Source organism: Rhodohalobacter barkolensis (assembly GCF_002834295.1).
Lineage (GTDB): Bacteria > Bacteroidota > Rhodothermia > Balneolales > Balneolaceae > Rhodohalobacter > Rhodohalobacter barkolensis.
Genome location: NZ_PISP01000002.1, coordinates 300274 through 322739 on the forward strand (window position 1 = coordinate 300274; position 22466 = coordinate 322739).

At 39.7% G+C, this 22466-nt stretch carries 21 protein-coding genes and 1 tRNA gene; 14 read left to right on the forward strand and 8 right to left on the reverse strand.

Translation table 11 applies throughout. From position 1 onward, the window contains the following. Window positions 1-184: 184 nt before the first annotated feature. A complete protein-coding gene (locus CWD77_RS08975; protein WP_101073225.1) occupies window positions 185-724 on the reverse strand; it encodes a YceI family protein in 540 nt (179 codons plus the stop codon). A 265-nt stretch (window positions 725-989) separates the two neighbouring features. Between CWD77_RS08975 and CWD77_RS08980 the strand changes: the two genes are divergently transcribed. Further along, on the forward strand, window positions 990-1232 hold the full coding sequence (locus tag CWD77_RS08980) for a hypothetical protein (RefSeq protein WP_101073226.1): 243 nt from the start codon (window positions 990-992) through the stop codon (window positions 1230-1232). A gap of 37 nt (window positions 1233-1269) precedes the next feature. Beyond that, window positions 1270-2301 carry a universal stress protein gene (locus CWD77_RS08985; protein WP_101073227.1) on the forward strand — a complete coding sequence of 344 codons (1032 nt, stop codon included), beginning with the start codon at window positions 1270-1272 and terminating at the stop codon, window positions 2299-2301. Here the strand turns inward: CWD77_RS08985 and CWD77_RS08990 are convergent. Continuing rightward, complete coding sequence (locus CWD77_RS08990) at window positions 2298-2732, reverse strand: hypothetical protein (RefSeq protein ID WP_101073228.1); 435 nt, start codon at window positions 2730-2732, stop codon at window positions 2298-2300. The two genes, CWD77_RS08985 and CWD77_RS08990, sit on opposite strands and share 4 nt — an antisense overlap. 21 nt (window positions 2733-2753) lie before the next feature. Beyond that, window positions 2754-3677 (reverse strand): alpha/beta hydrolase, encoded by a 924-nt coding sequence (locus CWD77_RS08995; protein WP_101073229.1) that lies wholly within the window; start codon window positions 3675-3677, stop codon window positions 2754-2756. Window positions 3678-3827: 150 nt separating this feature from the next. On the opposite strand from CWD77_RS08995, the gene CWD77_RS09000 reads away from it, so the two are divergent. The 7 genes from CWD77_RS09000 to CWD77_RS09030 all read left to right on the forward strand — a co-directional run bounded on the left by CWD77_RS09000 (window position 3828) and on the right by CWD77_RS09030 (window position 9186). Continuing rightward, window positions 3828-3901, forward strand: a tRNA-Arg gene (locus tag CWD77_RS09000). A gap of 172 nt (window positions 3902-4073) precedes the next feature. Next, window positions 4074-5234, forward strand: coding sequence for a tyrosine-type recombinase/integrase (locus CWD77_RS09005; RefSeq protein ID WP_101073230.1), 1161 nt, complete (start codon window positions 4074-4076; stop codon window positions 5232-5234). Next, the gene (locus CWD77_RS09010; RefSeq protein ID WP_101073231.1) at window positions 5235-6065 is read left to right on the forward strand and encodes a hypothetical protein; all 831 of its coding nucleotides are present in this window, start codon (window positions 5235-5237) and stop codon (window positions 6063-6065) included. A gap of 204 nt (window positions 6066-6269) precedes the next feature. Beyond that, entirely contained in the window at window positions 6270-6554 is a 285-nt protein-coding gene (locus CWD77_RS09015) for a hypothetical protein (RefSeq protein ID WP_101073232.1), read from the forward strand. Between the two features lie 4 nt (window positions 6555-6558). Then, window positions 6559-6744: a hypothetical protein gene (locus CWD77_RS09020; protein WP_101073233.1), complete on the forward strand. Its 186-nt coding sequence runs from the start codon at window positions 6559-6561 to the stop codon at window positions 6742-6744. 4 nt (window positions 6745-6748) lie between these two features. Then, window positions 6749-8206, forward strand: a complete 1458-nt coding sequence (locus CWD77_RS09025; protein WP_101073234.1) for a DNA primase family protein — start codon at window positions 6749-6751, stop codon at window positions 8204-8206. Between the two features lie 113 nt (window positions 8207-8319). Further along, complete coding sequence (locus tag CWD77_RS09030; protein WP_276307517.1) at window positions 8320-9186, forward strand: DUF6371 domain-containing protein; 867 nt, start codon at window positions 8320-8322, stop codon at window positions 9184-9186. On the opposite strand, the gene CWD77_RS09035 is transcribed toward CWD77_RS09030, so the two are convergent. From CWD77_RS09035 to CWD77_RS09050, 4 genes are all read right to left on the reverse strand, one after another. Next, window positions 9183-10247 carry an RES family NAD+ phosphorylase gene (locus CWD77_RS09035; protein WP_101073236.1) on the reverse strand — a complete coding sequence of 355 codons (1065 nt, stop codon included), beginning with the start codon at window positions 10245-10247 and terminating at the stop codon, window positions 9183-9185. The two genes, CWD77_RS09030 and CWD77_RS09035, sit on opposite strands and share 4 nt — an antisense overlap. 2 nt (window positions 10248-10249) lie before the next feature. After that, entirely contained in the window at window positions 10250-11185 is a 936-nt protein-coding gene (locus tag CWD77_RS09040; RefSeq protein ID WP_101073237.1) for a sce7725 family protein, read from the reverse strand. Next, a complete protein-coding gene (locus CWD77_RS09045) occupies window positions 11186-12067 on the reverse strand; it encodes a sce7726 family protein (protein ID WP_101073238.1) in 882 nt (293 codons plus the stop codon). Between the two features lie 102 nt (window positions 12068-12169). Then, a complete protein-coding gene (locus CWD77_RS09050; protein ID WP_101073239.1) occupies window positions 12170-12619 on the reverse strand; it encodes a hypothetical protein in 450 nt (149 codons plus the stop codon). Between the two features lie 111 nt (window positions 12620-12730). Here CWD77_RS09050 and CWD77_RS09055 point away from each other — a divergent pair, with 111 nt between their 5' ends. From CWD77_RS09055 to CWD77_RS09070, 4 genes are read left to right on the forward strand one after another with little or no spacing between them, the layout of a single operon-like run. Further along, window positions 12731-14185, forward strand: a complete 1455-nt coding sequence (locus CWD77_RS09055; RefSeq protein ID WP_101073240.1) for a class I SAM-dependent DNA methyltransferase — start codon at window positions 12731-12733, stop codon at window positions 14183-14185. After that, window positions 14182-15300 carry a restriction endonuclease subunit S gene (locus tag CWD77_RS09060; RefSeq protein WP_206017989.1) on the forward strand — a complete coding sequence of 373 codons (1119 nt, stop codon included), beginning with the start codon at window positions 14182-14184 and terminating at the stop codon, window positions 15298-15300. Before CWD77_RS09055 ends, CWD77_RS09060 begins: the two co-directional genes overlap by 4 nt. Then, entirely contained in the window at window positions 15297-17675 is a 2379-nt protein-coding gene (hsdR, locus tag CWD77_RS09065; RefSeq protein ID WP_101073242.1) for an EcoAI/FtnUII family type I restriction enzme subunit R, read from the forward strand. Before CWD77_RS09060 ends, hsdR begins: the two co-directional genes overlap by 4 nt. Before the next feature lie 26 nt (window positions 17676-17701). Further along, complete coding sequence (locus CWD77_RS09070) at window positions 17702-19462, forward strand: hypothetical protein (RefSeq protein ID WP_101073243.1); 1761 nt, start codon at window positions 17702-17704, stop codon at window positions 19460-19462. A gap of 94 nt (window positions 19463-19556) precedes the next feature. On the opposite strand, the gene CWD77_RS09075 is transcribed toward CWD77_RS09070, so the two are convergent. Further along, window positions 19557-19886, reverse strand: a complete 330-nt coding sequence (locus CWD77_RS09075; RefSeq protein WP_101073244.1) for a hypothetical protein — start codon at window positions 19884-19886, stop codon at window positions 19557-19559. A 77-nt stretch (window positions 19887-19963) separates the two neighbouring features. On the opposite strand from CWD77_RS09075, the gene CWD77_RS09080 reads away from it, so the two are divergent. Then, window positions 19964-22183, forward strand: coding sequence for a BspA family leucine-rich repeat surface protein (locus CWD77_RS09080; RefSeq protein WP_206017990.1), 2220 nt, complete (start codon window positions 19964-19966; stop codon window positions 22181-22183). Window positions 22184-22466: the final 283 nt, after the last annotated feature.

Below are 22466 nucleotides of genomic sequence, written 5' to 3' on the forward strand. Positions count from 1 at the left end.
GGTGAATAACTCATGCCTTTTTTGTTTTTAACAGCTTGGGATAAGGTTTGAATACCAAAAGTGTCCCCCTTCGAAGGGGGAAACCTTGTTTTCAATTTTAGATAGTTTTCACTGAACGAAGAACCATAAAAAAACCGCCATGCTCTTTCGGATATGACGGTGGATCTAACCTAAACTTCTGGGTTTAGTTTTTAGTAAACTGAACATTCAGATTCAGTTTTACTTCATCCGAAACAACTACGCTTCCGGCTTCCGTAACTGCGCTCCAGGTCAAGCCGAACTCTTTTCGGTTGATTTTGCCGGTCACTTCAAATCCGGCTTTAGTATTTCCATATGGATCAACCACGGTTCCGCCATACTCTGCATCGAGCTCTACCTGTTTGATATGATCACGAATGGTCAGATCGCCTATCAGTTTGTACTCACCGTCGCCGGTTTTCTTAAATGAAGTGGACTCAAATTTCATTTTTGGATATTCGGAGGCATTAAAGAAATCATCAGACTTAAGGTGATTATCGCGATCTTCGTTGCCGGTTTCAATGCTATCTATTGACGTTTCAAAGGTGATTTTTGCATCTTCAAAATCGTCATTATCCGTCTCAACTGTGGCATCAAACTCTTTGAACTTTCCGGTTACAGTTGAAATGACCAGGTGCTTTACTTTAAATGTTATCTCAGAGTGAGCCGTGTCGATGGTCCATTTGGTTAGTGTGTCAGTACTCATGTCTTTTTATTATGATTGATGTGTAATTGTTTAATATTAAACTAAATATAATCCTTGTATGGTTCCCGTTCAAATATTTTATTTTAATATTGAACTAAAAATTCAAAAATATTACCGGCGGGATGCGGGAGGGTTGATTTTATCTGGTGAATCAAAGATAGATAAGGAATTCCCTTAGTGTTTATTCAGTTAATTTTATATATGATGTAATGAGTGGAGACATTTTTGAACAGAAGGGCATAAACCAGTTACAGAGGAGGAGATTATGAGCAATTTGAATAATGGGGAAAGAGAATCTGCACTTCAGGAAAGAGTTAATATTTTGAAAGAGACAGGTTACCGCAGTTTTAATGTCGTATCGGCGAAAAAAAGTGAAAAGTGGGCCGGGGTCAAAGTGGTTGTTAAGAATAAAAAAGGAAGAGAGCTAACTGCCGAGGGAGAAACGATGGATGAGGCTTATGAGAATGTCATTGAGCTGATTGACATCGCAATGGACGATAAAGCCTGAATCAAATTCACTTCGAATAATTTCAAGGAGTTCTCTTATGAAAACATATAAGAAAATTTTAGTGCCAACTGATTTTTCAAAAGGGGCTGAAGCCGCATACGCAATATCACGACAGATAGCCTATAAGTTTGGCGGTAAAACAGACTTTATGCATGTCCTGCCTACCTCAGAATATCTACGGGACAGTTTAAAGAAAGTGCCGGTTGCGGTAGACCCTGAACAAGATGTGATTCCTGAAATTGTTAAAGAGGCAGAGATAAAACTGAAGTCTGTTTTAGAAGAAGTGGATGAAGAGGTTCGCGGGAAAATTCATATCGGGAAAAACAGGAAACCGGCCGATTCCATCATTCATTACTCCAAGGATGAATCTTACGATTTGATTGTTATGGGTGCTAAAGGGGAAGACCGCTCTTTAATGAAAAGAGGCGCGACAACCCTGCGAACGCTAAGAAATTCAAAAATCCCGGTTCTGGCAGTTGATGAAGGAGTTTCACCCGGAGATATCAAACGAATTCTCCTGCCAACGGATTCATCACAACTTTCCCTAACGGCGCTACCGCATGCAGTAGCACTGGCGCATGCATTTGGAGCAGAAATCGCCCTATTCTATGTCATGGAAATGTTTGGCGGTATTACTGAGGAGTCTGATTTTAAACCAGAAGAGCATGAAAAAGAGAAGATTTATGAGCAGCTGATGGTTCGGTTAGAACACTACCTGCAGGACAGAAATCCTGAAGGAATTGAACTGCAAAGGAGTGAAAAGTCATTTCTCGATAGCCTTAAAGCCGGTGTGGGTGCATCAGAAAAATTTATTCCACTTAAAACTGTGGTAATTGCAGGATATTCCGTTCACTATGAAATTGAGAAGTACGCCGAAAAGAATTCAGATCTTGTTGTGATGGCAACCCACGGCCATAGCGGATTTGCACATCTATTTCTGGGATCGATTACGGAGAAAGTGGTTCAAAATCTATCCAAGCCTGTGATGACTACCCGTCCAACAGAAACTGAATTTGAACGGGCTGAAAAAAGCAGTATCGGTATGGTGACGTTCAATCCACTTCCTTAATTAGCTGCTTCACCATTCTGAAAGCGAACCTGTTCGGTTGAATTGATTCTGATTTGAGGAGTTCCTTCATGAATTTGAATATACCCTTCCACACATATATTTCGATTTATATAAAGATCCTCAGGTAAGGTTTGCCATTCTGCGCGATCTTCTCCCCATATCAAACCGGTAAAATGCTGGTTGGGATATTCCTCTCCAAAATTAATAAAGGTAGGTTCACCGTCTATCTGATAAATGGTTTGAACCGAAACGACCTCCCCACAAACTTCAGCATACTTTCCCCGGTGCTCACCGGCTTCATTTGCACTGGTTGTAACTTCAATGTTCTGCTGACGATCCGGTGTAAAAACACGGGATAGAATCAAGCCGGTGAATAGAACGATGATCAGCAGAGGAAGTAACTTCTTCGTGTATTTTCGTAGTTGATTCATCTCTCTTAGTAATCCAATAAATTACACATCTAGTTGATTCTGCATCCATAAAAGAACATCATTCATTACTTTATCGCGATTTATTTCAAGTAGCATTTCGTGCCTGCCCCCGGGATAAATCTTCATGTCTACAGATTCAGCCCCGGATTTTTCCAGTAGCGATTTGAGTTGATGAACTCCCTTTCCCATATTCGAAACGGGATCCTGATCGCCTGAAATCAAAAATATAGGGATCAATTTACTGTAGCCGGCAAATGGTTTGTGCTTCTGAAGGGTTTTCAAGCCACGAAAGAGATCATGATAAAAAGAAGCTGAGTATATAAATCCACAACTGGGATCCTGTACATAGTTGTCAACAATCTCATCATCGCGACTCAACCAGTCGAAGTCTGTGCGATTGGGTTTAAAAGGTTTGTTGTATTTGCCAAATGTGAGATAGTTGATGAGCGGACTCTTCTTTTTAGAACCAAAAATGGATGTAATCATACCAGATAGGATAATTCCAAAATGGAGGAGAAACGGGGGTTTGCCATTACTACCGGAATAGATAATGCCTTGTAGTTGGACAGGGTACAGTTGTATGAATCGCTGGACCAGGAACGAACCCATACTGTGTCCGAGCAAAAAAACCGGAAGCCCAGAGTATTTATGTTCAACAAATTTATATACAGAGTGAATTCCATCAACAAGAGTGTGAAAGGCATCATCAGAATTCACAAAGCCTAATCCGTTTGATGCAGATTTTCCGTGACCCCGATGGTCATGTGCAAGGACAGCGATTCCATGGTCGGTTAAAAATGAGGCGAATTCGTGGTATCGGCCGCCGTGCTCAGCCATTCCGTGAACAACAATGAGAACGCTTTTTGGAGGGGTATCGGGTAGCCAAACAGAACAGTGCAATTCAACACTCTCTGAATCTTTAATCTTAATCGTTTCATTCTTCATAATAATTAAAGTAAAGTGTTTTTCACTTATGCAACAAGCATAGGACAGTAAAAGAGAAAACAGAGTTGAATTCAGTTGTGTAGAAGTGTAAAAACGATTAACTTTGAAATCTGTAAAAATTTGAGATTATTTTTACAGATGCATAGAAATGCGCCCGTAGCTCAACCGGATAGAGCGTCTGACTTCGGATCAGAAGGTTGAGGGTTCGAATCCTTCCGGGCGTACACTTGTAAAAACCCGCTTTAATACACTTTAAAGCGGGTTTTTTTATGCTTTTAAACCAAATTCAGCCATCTTGATTCGTGAAAAGTTTTCCCAAATTAGGGTATTTTTCTTGAATTAAGGGTACAAAAAAGGGTACATTTTTATTGATCTAATAACTTAAAATAGACTACGATGGCTGGATTAAAGAAGAGGGGTAAGAACTATTACATTGTCTTTAGTAGGAGCGAAGACGGCAAACAGGTTAAAAAGACCTATTCATTGGGCACAACGTTCAAAAAAATTGCCGAAGAGAAAAAGGTCAATTTTCAAAAATTGTATGATCAGGGAGAAATTGATCCCTTTCAGGATAGATGGTGTGTTAAAGCATTTGAGGACCAGCAGAAAGAGAGCGGAGGAAGTGCCGGATCGGTTGACAGCTACTTTATCGATGACCTAAAAGAAGAGTTCTTAAAAACCAAGGCACATACGGCGGCTGCGACAAGGAAAGCATACAAATCGGTTATTAAGCTTTTCATCGAAGAGGTGGGTCGTTCTATGACAATTAGCCTAATTAGGCCTTCTGATATCCGAAATTTCTGTTTTAAGGGAGGGTACTCCAATGCAACTCAACGAAATTACTATAAACATTTAAAAGTTTTCTTTTCATGGGTGTCTGAACAGGGAATTATTGATCAAAATCCTTGTGATCAGGTTACCCCACCTAAAAAGAAAGACAAGCTTGTTGATAAAATTTTTAGTGAAAGTGAATTAGAAAAAATCTTTGAAGCTTTTAGGAAGCATCATAAAAAGTGTAAAGAGAATAAGCATATCGTTCAATCATCTTTACGTCAACACTGGTTTATTCCCTTAATTACGACCTGTTATTATACCGGCCTTCGCAGAAAAGAGATAACACAGCTGAAGTGGCATCAAGTGGATTTTGATAACCGAGAAATTAGCGTAACAGATACGAAGAACGGACGAGAACGAACGGTTATACTTTTTGATAAAGCGTATGAAAGTTTAAAGGATTGGCATGCCCATATGGGTAAGCCTCAAGGTGGCTTCGTTTTTCCAAGCCCAAAGTCCAACGAGAAAACTCAATTTGGACACAGGGGAGATTACGTGTCAAAAGTTTTTAAGAGTTACGTGGTAAAGGCAAAACTGAAGGATAGTATTCACTTTCATGGATTACGTCACTCATGTGCCACCTTTATGATTCGCAAAGGTTTTGACGTGACGATAGTAAAAGAGATGCTTGGGCATAGAAGCATTGAAGTAACCATGAGGTATGTAAGCCTTGCTGTAAAAGATCACAAGAACAGAGCAAAAGAATTAGGACTAATTACATAAATGGAAACACAACAAAAGCTATTTACTAAAGGAGATAAACCATTACCCATTGATGAATTTGAAGCATACCAATTGCTGTTAGCAGAAAAGCTTTACCGCCACTATAAAGCACATTATACATCTGATTATCGGAAGGTGCCAAATGAGTTTTCAATAGACTATATGAAATACAAAGGTAGACTGTTAGATGTTCGAAGTACTGCTCTAAAAAAATTGGATGGTTTTGTATCCAAAGAATTTAGAGAAGACAACTCCAGGGGAAAAATATTTTCAAAAAATACGAAGAAGGCTCTTTTGAAAAGATTTAAAATAGAGAGGGATCAGCATTTGGAAAATCTTTTAAACCACCTCGGAGGAATTAAATATGGTTCTAAGTACCATTACTTCACAAGGGTAAATAATAGTCACATTGAGAATGTGCCAATAAGAGCGCTGTTATCTGATTTAGAAAAGGATGGGGAAATAAAAGTAAGAGCTCATTCAAAAACGAAATTGAAAGAATTAGATATAAACTTAAATAAATATGCCAAGAGTGAAGCGAAAATTTGGGCAGTTAAATACGTTAAAGACAGAATTGATACTACAGGTGAATTTAATGCAAAATGGTTAGTAGAAAGTGTAGAAGAAATGTTTAGCCTAATGTTCGTAGAAGGCAAGTACTCAGAAGCTGACCCTGAAAAGGTGTTGAAGAATTTGAAGAAATACGTCAAGGAAGCGATTAAAAAGTACGAAGTAATAGATAATATCGACTTCATTCTTGATACAAAATCATTTTACGATTCTGTAAATACTTCTTTTAAGAATAAATTGACAAGAATTAGCCCAAATTAAGGTTAAAAGTTTCATTTTGTGATACCTCCTATAGCCCATAGAGGTTGATTTTTTAACACTTTCCAAACTTTTAGAGTAAAACTGCTTCTTTACACCCCCTTTTATTCTAAAAGTTATATGGGAGATTGCTTGAAACCAGTGCTTATAGTCCACATGGTCCTGATCTTAGGTGTGTAAATAAACACCAATTAAAACAAAAAGATCATGACTACAGACAATACACTTATCAAAAAAATCTCGAACCTTGAGGACAAACTCGACTTTGTCGTGAGTGCCCTTCAGCGTAAACGAGACACTTCCAAATACCTAACAGCTCAGGACATTGAAGCTGAATACGGTATTGATCAGCGAACGGTACTAAACCGTAGCAACCTTCATCCCAGCTCACCCGGATTTATTCCAAGTATGAAGATCAGCGGTAAAGGCCGCCGAAAATACTTTGAGAGAAAAGTAATCGACCGTTTACTAAAACCAGTTTCAAGGAGGTAGTACAATGAAAACAGTAATACAATATAAAGACCTGAAAATAGAGATAACCATTAATGATGGTGGTAACGATAAGGTGGAAACAATTAGTGACTGTATTCCACCAAATCATCCAGCTTATGAGTCGGTAGAAGACTTACGGACAATGGAGAGACGAGTGGAAGAAGCAAAATTAATACTGAAAGGGGAATAGTATTATGCCAAGATTATCATTCAGTGACGTAAAGCGAGAAGTAAAGCAGCAGCTTCATAAAGCGAAGACTAAAATTTCCGGACAAAATGTAATACCCCACAAGGATGTATTATCCCAAATGCTGGAAAAAGTTGAGTTATTAGACTATCAAAAGGAAGCAAAAACGGATAAGAAGCTCTCAAAAAAGCATTTTTTAGTCATAACAGTTGAGAAAATACTTGAACTGGCAAAAAAATATGACTGGGGATTGTGTAAGCGACTTGATTTCATCTACCTATACAATGGAGCGTATTGGGATGAAATTGAGAAGGAATCACTGCAGAGTTTTTTAGGCTTAGCAGCGTACCGGATGGGAGTTGATCGATTTGAGTCGAAGTACCATCGATTCAGGGATGAACTTCTCAAACAGTTCATAGTGACAGCTCATCTTCCGGCTCCTGAGAAGGATGGCCCGGAGGTGCTGATCAACCTTAAAAATGGTACGGTAGAGATAAACCCGGAAGCGGAAAAAAGAGTTAACCTGAGACAACCTGAAAGTGATGACTTCATCACCTATCAGTTACCGTTTGAGTATGATCCTTATGCTACTTCACCACGATTCGATAAGTATCTGGATAAGGTACTCCCAAGCAAAGATCTGCAAAAACTCCTGGCGGAATATTTAGGGTACATTTTCTTAAAGCCATCCACATTGAAGCTTGAAAAGACATTGCTTCTATATGGTACGGGAGCTAATGGGAAATCGGTCTTCTTTGATATCGTGAATGCGATGCTTGGCGATGAAAATGTGTCAACATATACCTTGAAAAGTCTGACGAATCAGAATGGCTACTACAGGGCAAAGCTTGCAAACAAGCTGCTGAACTATGCAACGGAGATAGATGGTGAGATGAATACGGCTCTATTCAAACAGCTTGTATCCGGTGAGCCTGTAGAGGCGAGATTGCCATATGGTGAACCGTTTACATTGACCAACTATGCAAAGCTCATTTTTAACTGTAATGAGCTTCCATCCGATGTAGAACATACCAACGCTTTTTTCAGGCGCTTTTTAATTGTTCCCTTTGACGTTACCATTCCACCGGAGGAGCAGGATAAGGAGCTCTCAAGAAAGATTATTGAGAATGAGTTGTCAGGTGTTTTCAATTGGGTGATTGAGGGACTTCACCGCCTACTCGAGCAAAAAGGATTTACAGAGTGTGAAGAGGTAAATCAACAGGTCGAGAACTACCGAAAAGAATCCGACTCCGTACTCTCTTTCATCGATCAGAGGGGATACAAGTCAAGCAAGGTATCTTATACACGACTATCAGAACTCTATCAAGGATACAAGAGGTTTTGTGAACAGGACGGATACAGAGCGTGCAGTAATCGAAAGTTTAGCACCCGTTTAAAGAATGCCGGATATACAACCGATCGGAAGGAGTATGGACGAGTATTCTACCTGGTGCAGGATTTATGATTTTGTTTATGAACAGCAGTAGTGACAGTATCGACAGGGAATCATAGGTTAAACACTATAAAAGCTTATATCCTGTTGATACTGTCGAAACTGTAGGTTCACAAAAAACTTTTATGAAGACGTATCGATATCAGTTAGACTCCGGTTCAAAAAAATACAGGTGCCCATCTTGCCAAATGAAACGATTTGTGAGATATGTGGATCAAACTAACGGGAATTATTTGCCTTCTCAGTACGGAAGGTGTGACCGTGAGGTCTCCTGCTCCTATTTTTACTCTCCCTATGATGATCACACCTTTGCCGACCAGAAAGTTGTTCGCATTCCAAAAAGAAAGGTTAAGCCTATATTCATTCAAAGAGAGCTATACAAAAAAAGCTTAGCAAACTATCGGCAAAACAACTTCGTCCGCTATCTGCATACGCTTTTCGATGAAGAGAAAGTTAACGGTTTGATTAAACGCTACCATCTGGGTACATCTACAAAGCTAAAGGGTGGCTGTATCTTCTATCAGCTGGATCTTGAAGGGAACATCCGAAGAGGAAAGATTATCGTTTACAACCCGATTACCGGTCGGAGAGGAAGAATTCATTCTGTTCACAGCTTGCTGGGTATAGAAAAGAGGTTCTATCCTGAATGGAGGTTTTTTGGTGAGCATTTGCTTATTGACAAAAGGAAGCCTGTAGCCATAGTTGAAGCAGAAAAGACAGCCATAATTGCAAGTGCGTACTTTCCGGAATTCATCTGGGTGGCAACAGGTATGAAAGCAACGCTTAAGATTGAGTATGCTCAGTGCTTGAAGGATAGAAACGTAACGTTATTTCCCGATTTAGGGGCGTTTGATGACTGGGAGCAAAAAGCTGATGAGCTATCCAGAATTTGTACGGTCTCGGTATCGGATATGCTTGAAGTGAACGCAAATGCAAATGATATGGCGAAAGGGTTGGACTTGGTAGATTATGTAATAGCTCAAACCAATTAAGAAACGATTTTAGAGTCAAGTTGAATTGATATTATTTCATGAACTTTAATATCAGTGATTTCCAATTTGCTATCATCAAATACGGCAAGATTAATTCCTCCGTCATGTAGGGAACTTCCATATTCAATGGCATCGTAACCGAGTGACTTAACATATTCACATAAATACTGGGTGGGCAAGTAGTCGAGCATTTTATTGTCGTGTGTTCTTAATGGTCTTGATAATTCATGTTCTAATCGCTTGAGGTAATTTTTGTACTTAAGGTAGTTTTCAAGTCCATCTTCTGCCATAAATGGGCTAAGGTCATCAATCCTCCGGAGGCGTAAAACTTTCATGTTATCAGCGATCAAACGAAATTCGGCAATTGTAACAAAGTCTGAATGGGTCGCTCTTGATTCATATAGGACAGTTTCTTTTTCAGTTGATAAGTACAAGTAAGGTATTCCTATAGGGTTTGCCCTGCCAGACTCACTTAACTCTATAGGAGGTTTTCCCATTTTCTCTTTTTGATATCCTTTTTCCTTTGATATTCTACCGCGATAAAATAGCTTCCCCTTTTTATAAGCTTTAGTATGAACTCTGAATAGGTCTTTAAGCAAGTCAAGATTAATACTTTCTCCAATGAAGAATCGGTTATTGGTCTTTATCTCATTGGCAAATGCTTCCCATTCTTTTTCCAGGCTATCAGCTTCTTCAAGCTTATGTAATATAACTCTTAGCTCGTAGGGCTCCGAAAATAACCTATCGTTGGCCTTAAATGAGCTCGATAGGATTTCTTTTAGCAATGATTGATGAACGTTAGCGCTAATGTCACCATTAAAAATAGACCAATCATCTTGAATTTTTTTGTGAATTAAATCAGGAGAAATGTCTCCCTCAACCTCACCTTTAACTGGTTCATATATATCAATGAGAGAGATGAATTTTTCCTCAAACTCTCTTGGGTTTATGAGTGAAGTATTTGTCTTTGAGCAATAGTCGCAATCACCAGATTTAACTGAATTGGAGGTAATAAAACCTGTTAATTCTATGTCATCAAAGCAGTTTGAGCAGCAATTCATTGTTAATTTAGAACTCCAATTATAAGTTCTATGTGGTGTATTATGGAAAGCTTTTTAACACTACCTAAACCTGGATAGTGACCGGCTGCAGCTTGTTTGCGGAATTCCTCACATGCGCTTGATTGCAGATTTTCATCATTTATAAACTCAATTAGCTTATCAAGAGCTTCTTTGTAAGTTCCAGGCACATCGGTGTAATCATCGTTTGAATCAGAAACAAAGTGGCGTATCCAGATTTGGCCATCATCTCGTAGATAAGTGAGGTGAATAGTAACGGCATAAGGAGCAAAACCTGAGTCAGAGTAATCTTCACCAATGGTTAGATAATCAGAAAAACCGATGTAACCATCTTCATGGTAGAAATTATGTTCATCAGTAAAAAACTCGTCTGGAACTTTTGCATAATCTGCATTGGTTCGCTTCGAGTTAAAAGGGTCGCTAAGAACCACCTTAGTATTTTGGTTAATTATCCTTCTATACCTTCTAACGAGATTTGAGTCTCTGAATAGATTATAATGTACCGTCTTATCATTATAAAAATCGGAGAGGCTATCTGTATCAGGATACTGGCTTAAATGAACAATTGTGAAAGGATAGTTATTCTCTAATTCATTAAGACTTTGGTTCAGGGGGGCAAGATTAGTATTTGAATGTATTAGTACTCCAAGGTGTAACTGCTCGTAGTCGCCTACTTCTGCATTAATGAAATGAATAATCTCATGAAGTGAATCTTTGAGATCGCCAACAGAAGGATTTAGAATGAGAGTAAAGGGTACTTCAGCATCTACTAACTGTTCACAGGTAATTCTCAGTGTAGATGTTGTTTCTTTAACAGGTTCTATTATGGGGTGTATTACACCCGTTTCGCTCATTTTCTCAGATAGCTCACGCAGAGAAATGAGTTCGTATTGTTTACCCCTCAGATATGGAAAGTACATTCAGTTAATTTTTGTGTTTAAAAATTGGAATAAGCGATCATACTGATTAGCAGTAGGGTCTATGGCCATGCAGACACTGTTTAGATACTCAGGTAGGAGATTTTCCTTAAAAGGGGTTGTCTCTTTTGGCTTCCTTTTCTTTAGCTCCGTAGTCATTAATTTATGGAAGTGTTTAGGTGGCATTTGCTCGGCTAATTTAAGGCACTCTTTGAAATAGTACATATTAGGTACATCCGGCACTTCCCCATATTCTGATTCGATTATATTGGAGTATTCTTCTTTTCTGAGGGACTTAAACATGGTTGTTATATCCAGGTATCGGGTTTCTTTTTTAGCCTCTCTTACCTCAGATAGGGTAAAATTATTCGTAAGAGCTATTAATCCGACTTCTTCGTCCTTCAGTATAGAAAGGTATTTTTCAATAAGTGAGTGGTGAGTTACCAAGTAGATATGTGTAAAGGTTTTTCTGTAATCCGCCAACTGATCTTCTAACCGTTCTGGGGTATCAAGCTCAGTTTTGATTTCATACACAACCGATTTTCCGTTAATAAGTACAAGGTCTGCTAGTGAAGAGCCAACTCTAAACTCATTCAATAAAGTGGAAGTATTAAGACTGTGGCGACCAAGAAGAATTTTCTTAGTGATAAAGTTTTTGTACACATATTCACAACGGTATTCTGATAGCAGGTATGAATACATAGCCTTAAGGGCATCCTTACGTGTAGCACCCTCATTCAACTCCAGAAATTGAATGTACTTATCAATTTTGGCATCAATGAAATTACTTTTGCCATTAGTTATTACACGCTTGAAATGCGAGTTCGAAAATATTCCCGAAATGGAAAGATTGTTATCAACGCTATTTTGTATGACTGTGTTCATTGCATTGATTGGATCTTCTTTTTCTTCAATATAAGAATATTATAAATGTATATAAGTTGAATTTAATCAACTCGAAATAGCAATAAATATCAGTAGGATAAACTACCCGTAAAGCTCATTTATCCAGTCGTTGACCGGTTTAATTATATGAGATGATAAAGTGCCGTGCAGGTCTTCTGGCCTTTTTATATGTGCAAAACTATTTCGAATTCTGACAACAGTTTCAATTTGCTTTTGATTGATATCAAGATGCTTCTTTTTTTTCGCCCAATACAGTAAACCTGTTAATCCCTTGGTTGTTTGGATTCCTTTTTCCTCATTATATTTGGTTCTCAAGGCCAATTCAAACACCATTATCATAAGAAACTCTGCTACGTCTTGAAGTTCATAATCGATAGAACGAAGATTGTAAAAGCTCTTTACTTCTGATAGTTTCTCCTTGATTGTGTTGGGTACTTGTTTATTTGGTGATATTAAGAATTCTGTTATCTCCTCAAATAGATCCTGAGTATATGGAGGGTACATAAGCCTCCCAGCGCCTATCCATTTCATATTTTAAGATCATAGTTTACTCGATATTTTTTGACTTATCTTTGACTTTCATATATACCAAATTTTACCCATTTTCTCCGTACTTATAAATCACTGTAATTTTGGGAGTTTATGTTCGAGCAGGCGTTTAAGAATATTGATGATGTACTTTTTAAAGATGCGGGGTGTGACAGTGAATTAGACTACATTGAACAGACCTCGTGGATCTTATTTCTGAAGTATCTGAACGATCTTGAAAATGAGAAGGCCGATGAGGCTGAATTGCAGGGCAAGGAGTACGAGTACATCCTCGATGAGGAATACCGTTGGACCACCTGGGCTCATCCGCTCAATGAAGACGGAGAATTAGACCATAATAAAACCAAAACCGGCGATGATCTGATTGAGTTTGTGGATGGTGAGCTGTTCCCCTACCTCAAGAAATTTAAGCAGCTCCATATTGATAACCCGCAAACCATTGAGTACAAGATCGGGGAGATCTTCTCAGAGCTAAAGAATAAGATTCAGAGCGGGTATATCATGCGTGATGTGATCAATCATGTGGATGAGCTGCCGTTCCTGTCTGCGGAGGATAAGCATGAGTTGAGTCACCTGTATGAGACCAAGATCAAGAATATGGGGAATGCCGGTCGTAATGGTGGGCAGTATTACACGCCCCGACCGTTGATCCGCACTATGATTGAGGTTATTGATCCCAAAGTGGGAGAAACGGTGTATGACGGTGCCGTGGGTTCTGCCGGATTCTTGTGTGAGGCCTATGATTATATGTACGAGCGCATGGAGAAAGGCACGGAGAATCTGAAAACCCTTCAAGAGAAAACCTTTTATGGTAAAGAGAAGAAGAACCTCGCCTACATTATCGGGATCATGAATATGATTCTGCACGGGATTGAGGCTCCCAACATTGTGCATACCAATACGCTGGCGGAGGACATTCGCAGTATTCAGGAGAAAGACCGGCATGATGTAATTCTGGCCAATCCACCTTTTGGCGGTAAAGAGCGGAAGGAAGTGCAGCAGAACTTTGATATTAAATCCAGTGAAACCGCTTTCCTGTTCTTACAACACTTTATTAAGTCCCTAAAGGCAGGAGGACGGGCAGCCATTGTTATTAAGAATTCTTTTTTGAGTAATGTTGGTAACGCTGAAAATAGTTTAAGAAAGTATCTTCTTGAGACCTGTAATCTGCACACAGTATTAGTTCTGCCGCAAAAAGTTTTTACAGCCGGAGTACATACAGTTGTTCTCTATTTTACCAAAGGAGAGCCTACTAAAAACATCTGGTTTTATGAACTTGACCCAGGTAGAAGCCTTGGTAAGACAAATCCACTCAATGATGACGACCTGAAGGAGTTCAGGAAATTGCAACCGGATAAGCCTGAAACGGAACACAGCTGGAATGTGAAGATTGCCGATGTTCCTGACGATACTTTTGACCTGAGTGCCAAGAACCCCAATGCCTCGGAAGAAGATCCCTTGCGCAGTCCGGAGGAGATCTTAGCAGAGATGGAGATGCTGGATGAGGAAACCCAATCACTGATGCAATCTATTCGGGAGTTGGTATGAGCTATGAAAATTATTTGAAACGGTTGGATGAAATTTGTGAAAACCTGGATAGATTAAGAGAGCCTATTTCTAAGAATAAACGAGAACCAGGCCCCTATCCATATTATGGTGCCTCGGGTATAGTCGATCATGTTGCAGATTATATTTTTGATGAAGATTTATTATTGGTTTCAGAAGATGGAGCTAATTTGTTAGATAGAACTTATCCTATTGCTTTTTCAATTAGTGGAAAGAATTGGGTAAATAATCATGCCCATGTTTTACGTTTTTTAGATAAAGTTTCGCAGAGGCTTATTGAGTACTATCTAAATTCAATAAAATTAGACCCGTGGGTTAGTGGAATGGCTCAACCTAAGTTGAATCAACGCAATTTAAATTCAATTCCTGTCCCTTTTCCACCACTACCGGAGCAAAAGCGTATTGTGGGTATTTTGGATGAGGCCTTTGAGGCCATCGATCAGGCCAAGGCCAACATTGAGCGGAACATTGAAAACGCCGAGGAGCTGTTTCAGAGTAAGCTGAATGAGATTTTCTCTCAGAGAGGGGAAGGTTGGGAGGAAAAACGACTGGAAGAAGTTTGCGAAAACTTAGACAGAATGAGAGAGCCAATATCTAAGAAAAACCGAGAAGAAGGACCTTACCCTTATTACGGTGCATCTGGAATTGTAGATTACGTTGCGGATTATATCTTTGATGAAGATTTACTATTAGTATCAGAAGATGGAGCAAATTTATTAGCAAGAACCTATCCTATAGCATTTTCGATAAGTGGTAAAAACTGGGTAAATAACCATGCTCATGTGTTGAGGTTTGAAAACATGGCCAGTCAGAGGTTCATTGAATATTATCTTAATTCAATAAAATTAGATCCGTGGGTAAGTGGTATGGCTCAGCCTAAGTTAAACCAACGAAATTTGCATTCCATACCTGTTCCATTTCCTCCATTAGAGGATCAAAAGAAGGTTGTTTCGGGATTAGATGTACTAAAAAACGATGTTGAAGCAATTACTGAGGCTTATAAAAACAAGATCAATGGATTGGAAGAACTCAAAAAGTCCATCCTACAAAAAGCCTTTTCGGGTGAGCTAACAGCGAACGAACACGTGGCTGCATGAATGAAGCGCAAACCAGACAAGATCTAATTACCCCGGCCATAAAAGAGGCCGGCTGGGAGCATGAGGACTGCTTCATTCGAGCAGAGTCTCCCATTACCAAAGGACGGTTAATTGGAGGTGGACAACGCACCCAAAGCCTCAGTGCTGACTATGTGCTGGAATACCGAAATCGCAGAATTGCCGTAATTGAAGCCAAAGCTCGGGATAAATACTACACCGATGGCGTGGCACAAGCCAAGCAATATGCGGAGCTGCTGGATATTCGCTTCACCTACTCCACTAATGGTCAACGCATCTACGAAATTGATATGGAGACCGGAGAGGAACAGGAAATAGATCAGTTTCCTTCTCCCGAAGAGATCTGGCAACGTACCTTCCCTGAAGAAGTACAAAACGAAAAACCGGAAGAATGGGACTGGAAGCAACGCTTTCAGCAGGAACCCTACGAATTATACCAGGGGCGGTACAAGCCCTACTACTATCAGGAAAATGCCATTGTCAAAGTGCTGGATGCTATTGCAGAAGGCAAAGACCGCCTGCTGTTAACTATGGCTACCGGAACAGGAAAAACGGCTACGGCCTTTCATATCTGTTGGAAATTATTCCAAACCCGATGGAATTTACAGTGGAGCGGAGAACGAAGACCAAGAATTCTCTTCCTTGCTGACCGGAACATCTTAGCCGATCAGGCTTTCAATGCCTTCAACGCCTTTGATGATAACGCTATGATCAGGATTAGACCTGATGAGATAGCTCAACAGGGACAAGTTCCTTATAACGCCAGTCTATTTTTCACCATCTTCCAAACCTTCATGAGCGGACCGGACAACTCCCCCTACTTTGGTGAGTACCCGGAAGACTTTTTCGATTTTATCATCATTGATGAATGTCACCGAGGGGGAGCCAATGACGAAAGCAGCTGGCGGGCTATCATGGAGCATTTCAGTCCGGCTGTGCAGTTAGGCCTCACCGCTACTCCAAAACGAGATGTCAACGTAGATACCTATGAATACTTCGGAGAACCGGTCTATACTTATTCCCTAAAGCAAGGGATCAACGATGGGTTCCTCACGCCCTTCCGTGTAAAAGAAATTCAAACCACCGGAGACAACTACCAATACACCGATGATGATATTGTTATAGAAGGTGTAGTTGAGGAGGGCAAAGAATATTCCTTAGCAGAGCAAAATAGAATCATCGAGCTCATGGACGTTGAAAAGTTTCGGGTACAGGAATTGATGAAGCTAATCAATCAGGATAAAAAAGCACTGGTATTTTGCGCTACTCAAATTCATGCTGCTGCAATCCGTGATCTCATCAATCAACTATCAGACAGTGATAATCCAAATTACTGTCACCGTGTAACCGCTGATGACGGCAAGCTTGGAGAACAGCACCTCAAACACTTTCAGGATAACGAACGGATCATTCCCTCTATCCTTACGACTTCCGAGAAGCTAAGCACCGGAGTAGATGCACCGGAGATCAGAAACATTGTTCTTATGAGGCAGGTACGATCAATGGTTGAGTTCAAACAAATCGTTGGCCGTGGAACCCGCCTCTTTGATGGGAAAGACTACTTCACTATTTACGACTTCTACCAAAGCACCCACGAGAAATTCAATGATCCTGACTGGGATGGTGCCCCTGTTGCACCTGAGCCTGTTACTCCTAAGCCTCCACCTAAACCTTGTCCGGAGTGTGGCAAAACTCCTTGCGTGTGTCCTAAAGATCACGAAGTATGTGAAGTATGTGGAAATGATCCATGCGTGTGTGATAATCCCCCAAGAAAAATGACCCGCATAAAGCTCTCCGATAACAAAGTGAGAGAACTCGACTCCATGGTCAAAACCTCCTTTTGGACAGCGGATGGGAAGCCCATATCAGGTGAAGAGTTTATCCATAGTTTATTTGGAGATATCCCGCACTTTTTCAAGAATGAAGCCGAATTACGGGAAATTTGGAGTAAGCCGGAAACTCGAAAACGACTCCTACAAGAGCTCAGCGAAAAAGGCTACAGCCAAGCTCAGCTCGAAGATCTGAAGCGCATGGTTCACGGTGAAGACAGCGATCTCTACGATGTGCTATCCTATGTGGCCTATCACTCAGAGATTGTCCCCAGAACAGAGCGTGCAAGCCGTGCCAAGCTCCACTTAGACTCCTACGATCCCAAACAGCAAGAGTTCATCAACTTTGTATTAGAGCAATACATCAGGGAAGGCGTAAGCGAACTGGATGACGAGAAACTACCGGATCTGTTAGAGCTCAAATACAACGCCCTAACCAACGCCAAGGAACAACTTGGCAGCGTGAAATCCATTCGGGATACGTTTATTGGGTTTCAGGAGTGGTTGTATAGAGATAGGGTGGGGTGATTTTCAATTAAAATTCTGGTGAGATAATGGCAGAGGCAATGGATGTTCAATTTATAGCTGTAGTGCTCGGACTGATTCTATCAATTCTATTACTTGTTTATTTACTTTATCTGGAAATACGGGCACGGAAAAGGTATAAAGAACTGAAAAAGGTAGATCGGTTTATTGCTGAGACTGTTAAACCTGAAAAAATTAAGTATGCTGAATTTTTGGGTATACCGGCTGGATCTACCGGAATGAGTATCTATGATGTATATGCAGCAACGGACAATCATGAGGTAGCATTAGCTGCATTAAAAGAGAAACATAATTTAATATTAGGTGGTGTAGATAAGCCTTTTGAATGGTTGAACTATATGTCACAGAAAATTATATCAGGGGATGATACTGTATCAAGAGTGGTTAACAATATTAAGGGGCAATTAGGTGAGGAAGAAGCGATAGAATTTTTAAACGCTTTACCAAAGCTACAAGAAAGTGGAATTACTGCCGAACTGCACGAAAATAGATCTCATCCAAACACTGATATTATTTTTAAGGATCAGAATGGAGATACAGTCAACCCTGAATTGGGATGGTTTCAGAATAGCGAAATATCTGTTAAAACTTATAGTAAAGACCAAGTACAGAGTTTTATTGATAAAGTAAAGGAAAGTGATGCAGATCATTACTTAGTTAACAAAGAACTATACTTTAAATTAGATGAAACCGGAAAACTTCAAAAGTTAGAAGAATCGGGGGTTAAGGTTAGGAATGGTGGTTGGTCTGAAGAGGAGTATAAAAAATTAGGGGATGATGCATTTAACGACTTTGGAGAAGCAGCAGATGTTACAAGTGACATTCCGGTTGTTGCGTTTTTATTCATGGGTTACAGAACATTCGGTAATACTAAAAAGCTATATCATGGTAACATCACAAAAGAAGAGTTTGGTACAGACTTTATAGTAGATGGTGCAAGAGCAACTACAGCTGGAATTGGCGGAATTGCGGGAGGTAAAGCAGGAATGGCTGCAGGGACGATGATCGCCCCAGGTATAGGTACATTCATAGGTGGTGGTATCGGGGTGGTAGCTGGAGCTGTGGGTTCTTCGTATATGTTTAAACGTTTCAAAGATTGGTTCAAATATCGAAAACTAAAAGCCCAACTTTTAGAATTGGCCGATTACTACAATGCAACATATTATGGGGACAAAGATTTGAGTCAAAAGTCTTTTGTAATAGACCAGTTGGGTAACAACTACTTTGGAATTGAAAATACAAGTATTGCGATACAGGATGAGAATCGACTTATGGTTGATCATTCAGATGAATATGATCTCTATGCTTCAGAGGAAAATTACAAACAACCGACTTTGATGGGGGCGCTAATCGAAAAACACTTATCAAAATTGAATGCCCACTACAATGCTGCTAAATATAGTTGTGAGCAAGTCTTTACTTCACTCTGGCGTTATTGCTTGAATCAAAGAAATCAAAAAATGGATAAAGCAAGATTGCTTATTACAAGCATCCTTGCTGATTTTGAATTAACCAATCATTGTCCACTACCAGTATTTGATGATTACAAAAATGAATTAAAAAAATACCCCAACAACCCATATAGAGTTTATGGGCCAAACGGTGTGATAAACGGTCAGAGCATAGTTGAGTATTGTTTGAACGAAAATTATCAAAAGTACTATTCCGAAAATAAAAAGAAGTTAGTTGGTAAGCTTTTTTGGGCAATTGGCCTGTCATCAATTTTTATAATCTTTTTTGTATTTGTATTGATTAGAATGGTGATTTGAGAATATGGCCTATAATTGGATCGGCTTCATTTCCTATATTCGAGTTGAAGTGCCAGTCATTCAGTAAGGTAATAGCGGGATTTCAGCTCTGCACCTAAACCGGCTCCTGATGTATGTCCATCACAGCATGTCCAACCAAAGCACCAAGAGCTGCAAGACCACCTGCGATGATTGCACGGCTTTGAGGTGTGTCTTGTTCAAGTGCTTTCTTCAAGACAGATGGGAGGGTAATCATACCAATTGGTCTAACATAATCCTCTCTTTCAGGCAATAATGAGTAGTTATTGATGAATTCAGTGGCCTCATTGATGTTGTGATCACACTTACTATAGATAATTAAGGCAGTGTCAGGTACAGTTCCAATGATCTTCTGATTATTTAGTGAAATTTTTGGACGTGCTGCTAACTGTTTATAGTTTTGCAACCCAAATAATCATCTACATTTGGCTCAATAAAAAAAGAGCTAAGCCTTTTAAATATCTATTTAAAAATTAGGGATACATGCGGAATCTATTACTCCTTCTATCATTGGTTATCATCTTTGCATCTTGTTCAACCGAAAGTACACCTATTTATCAATTAACCACATCGGCGGAACCAGCAGAAGCCGGATCTGTTTCGCCATCAAGCGTTGAAGCTGAGGAGGGTGAATCAATTCAGATTACTGCTACTGCTAATGAACACTGGATGTTTGAGCGATGGCAAGGAGATCATTCCGGGACGAGTAATCCGGCAAGTGTTGCAATGAGCAGTGATAAGGCCGTAACAGCACTATTTGTAAAAAGAGACTATCCGCTGACGATCAATGTTGATGGTGGTGGTTCAGTACAGGAACAGGTCGTCCAGACGCGCTCGACAGAGTACGAGCACGGCACAGTTGTAGAACTCACAGCTGTTGCCGATGAAGGGTGGTCATTTTCCCATTGGGAAGGTGATACAGAGGAAAGTGAGAACCCGGTTACCATCGAGGTTGATGGAGAAAAGACGGTAACGGCTGTATTTGAACGAAAGGACTATGCACTAACAGTTACTGTGGAAGGTGAAGGAGCGGTGGCCGAAGAAGTGATCCAGGCGAAGACAACCGACTACCCATACGAAACCGTAGTTGAACTAACAGCGAACTCATCAGATGGATGGGTGTTCTCGCATTGGGAAGGAGATTTGACAGGAAAAGAGAATCCCTCACAGATTGAAATTGATAATGCCAAAGAGGTGACGGCTGTGTTTGAAAAGTCGTTTTATTTACACGACAATGGAGTAACTATTATGTGTCCAAAAGCTGAAATAGGAGATTCAAGTACTATATTTGGAATTACCTATACCAAACGGGCAAGAGATCAAATTACTCCTGAAAATGCAGCTACTACTTGCACATCTGGTATTACAGATATGAGCGACATGTTTGTAGGTGCTACCAACTTTAATCAGGATATCAGTAGCTGGGATGTTACGTCGGTTACGAGTATGAGTGCTATGTTTTTAAATGCAAGCAGCTTTAATCAGGATATCAGTATTTGGGACGTATCTTCTGTTACAAATATGCAGTTTATGTTTTCTGATGCCAGATTCTTTAACCAAGACATAGGTAAATGGGATGTTTCTGCGGTAACAGAAATGGCAGCAATGTTTCAAAATGCTGAAAAATTTAATCAAGATATCGGAAGCTGGAACGTCTCTTCTGTTACGAATATGAGTTTTATGTTTAATGGTGCAAGTAGCTTTAACCATTACATAGGCGATTGGAAAGTATCTTCAGTGACTAATATGAGAAATATGTTTTCTCGAGCTGGTAGCTTCAACCAAGACATCAGCAGCTGGGATGTCACTTTAGTAAGTGATATGAATAATATGTTTTTTGCTGCCTTAAACTTCAACCAAGACATCAACAGTTGGGATGTTTCTTCGGTAACGGATATGAGTGGAATGTTTTACTCAGCCAATAGCTTTGACCAAAACATTAGTAGTTGGGATGTATCTTCAGTTATTGATATGCAGGATATGTTCCGCAATGCACAGAACTTTAATCAAGATATAGGTAGTTGGGATGTCTCTAATGTTACGAACATGCAGTGGATGTTTTATCTTGCAAACAGCTTTAATAAAGATATTGGCGGCTGGGATGTTTCTTCAGTAAGGAATATGGGAGGGATGTTTCATTCTGCTATTAGTTTTGATCAAAATATTAGTAATTGGAAAGTCTCATCGGTTACGAATATGCGGGATATGTTCCACTCTGCGCAGAACTTTAATCAATACATTGGTGATTGGGATGTCTCTTCAGTAACAGATATGATTGCGATGTTCTATAAAGCAAGCGTCTTTAATCAGAATATAAGTAATTGGTGTGTTTTAAATATTCAATCAGAACCCAATTTATTTTCATCGTTAAGTCCATTGTTAGAAGAAAATAAACCAAACTGGGGAACTTGTCCGGGGACACCTGCTAAAATAGTTCTGCTTTCACCTGATGACTCCGCAGAAGGTGTTTCTTTAATACCCGAATTAGCATGGGAAGCTGACGAAGATGCTACTCTCTATCAGCTTCAGGTATATGAAGGAACTGATACTATAATTGTTGATATTTCGACTGATGCAACTTCATTTTCGATTTCAGAGCCACTTAAAGAAAATATGACCTACTATTGGAAGGTCAGAGGTATAAATGAAGATCAAGATATAACGGGAGAGTGGTCTCCCATTTGGTCGCTTACAACTGAGTAAAGCAAATAAATTGTTTAACGTGCAGTTTGTTCTCATCCTTAATTAAGGAATGGGAGCATGAGCCGAGCTTATTGTAAACATTTAGGTGTGATAAATTTTTATTCAGGTTGTCCACAGTTGACACCCTTGGAATGAAGTACCAATAATTAAGTAATGTAATAGCAAGCCCATCTCCCGCACCTACACCGGCTCCTGAAGCATTATTTGTTACAGCATGACCAACTAAAGCTCCAAGAGCAGCTAACCTACCAACGATGATTGCCAGGCTTTGTGGAGTGTCTTG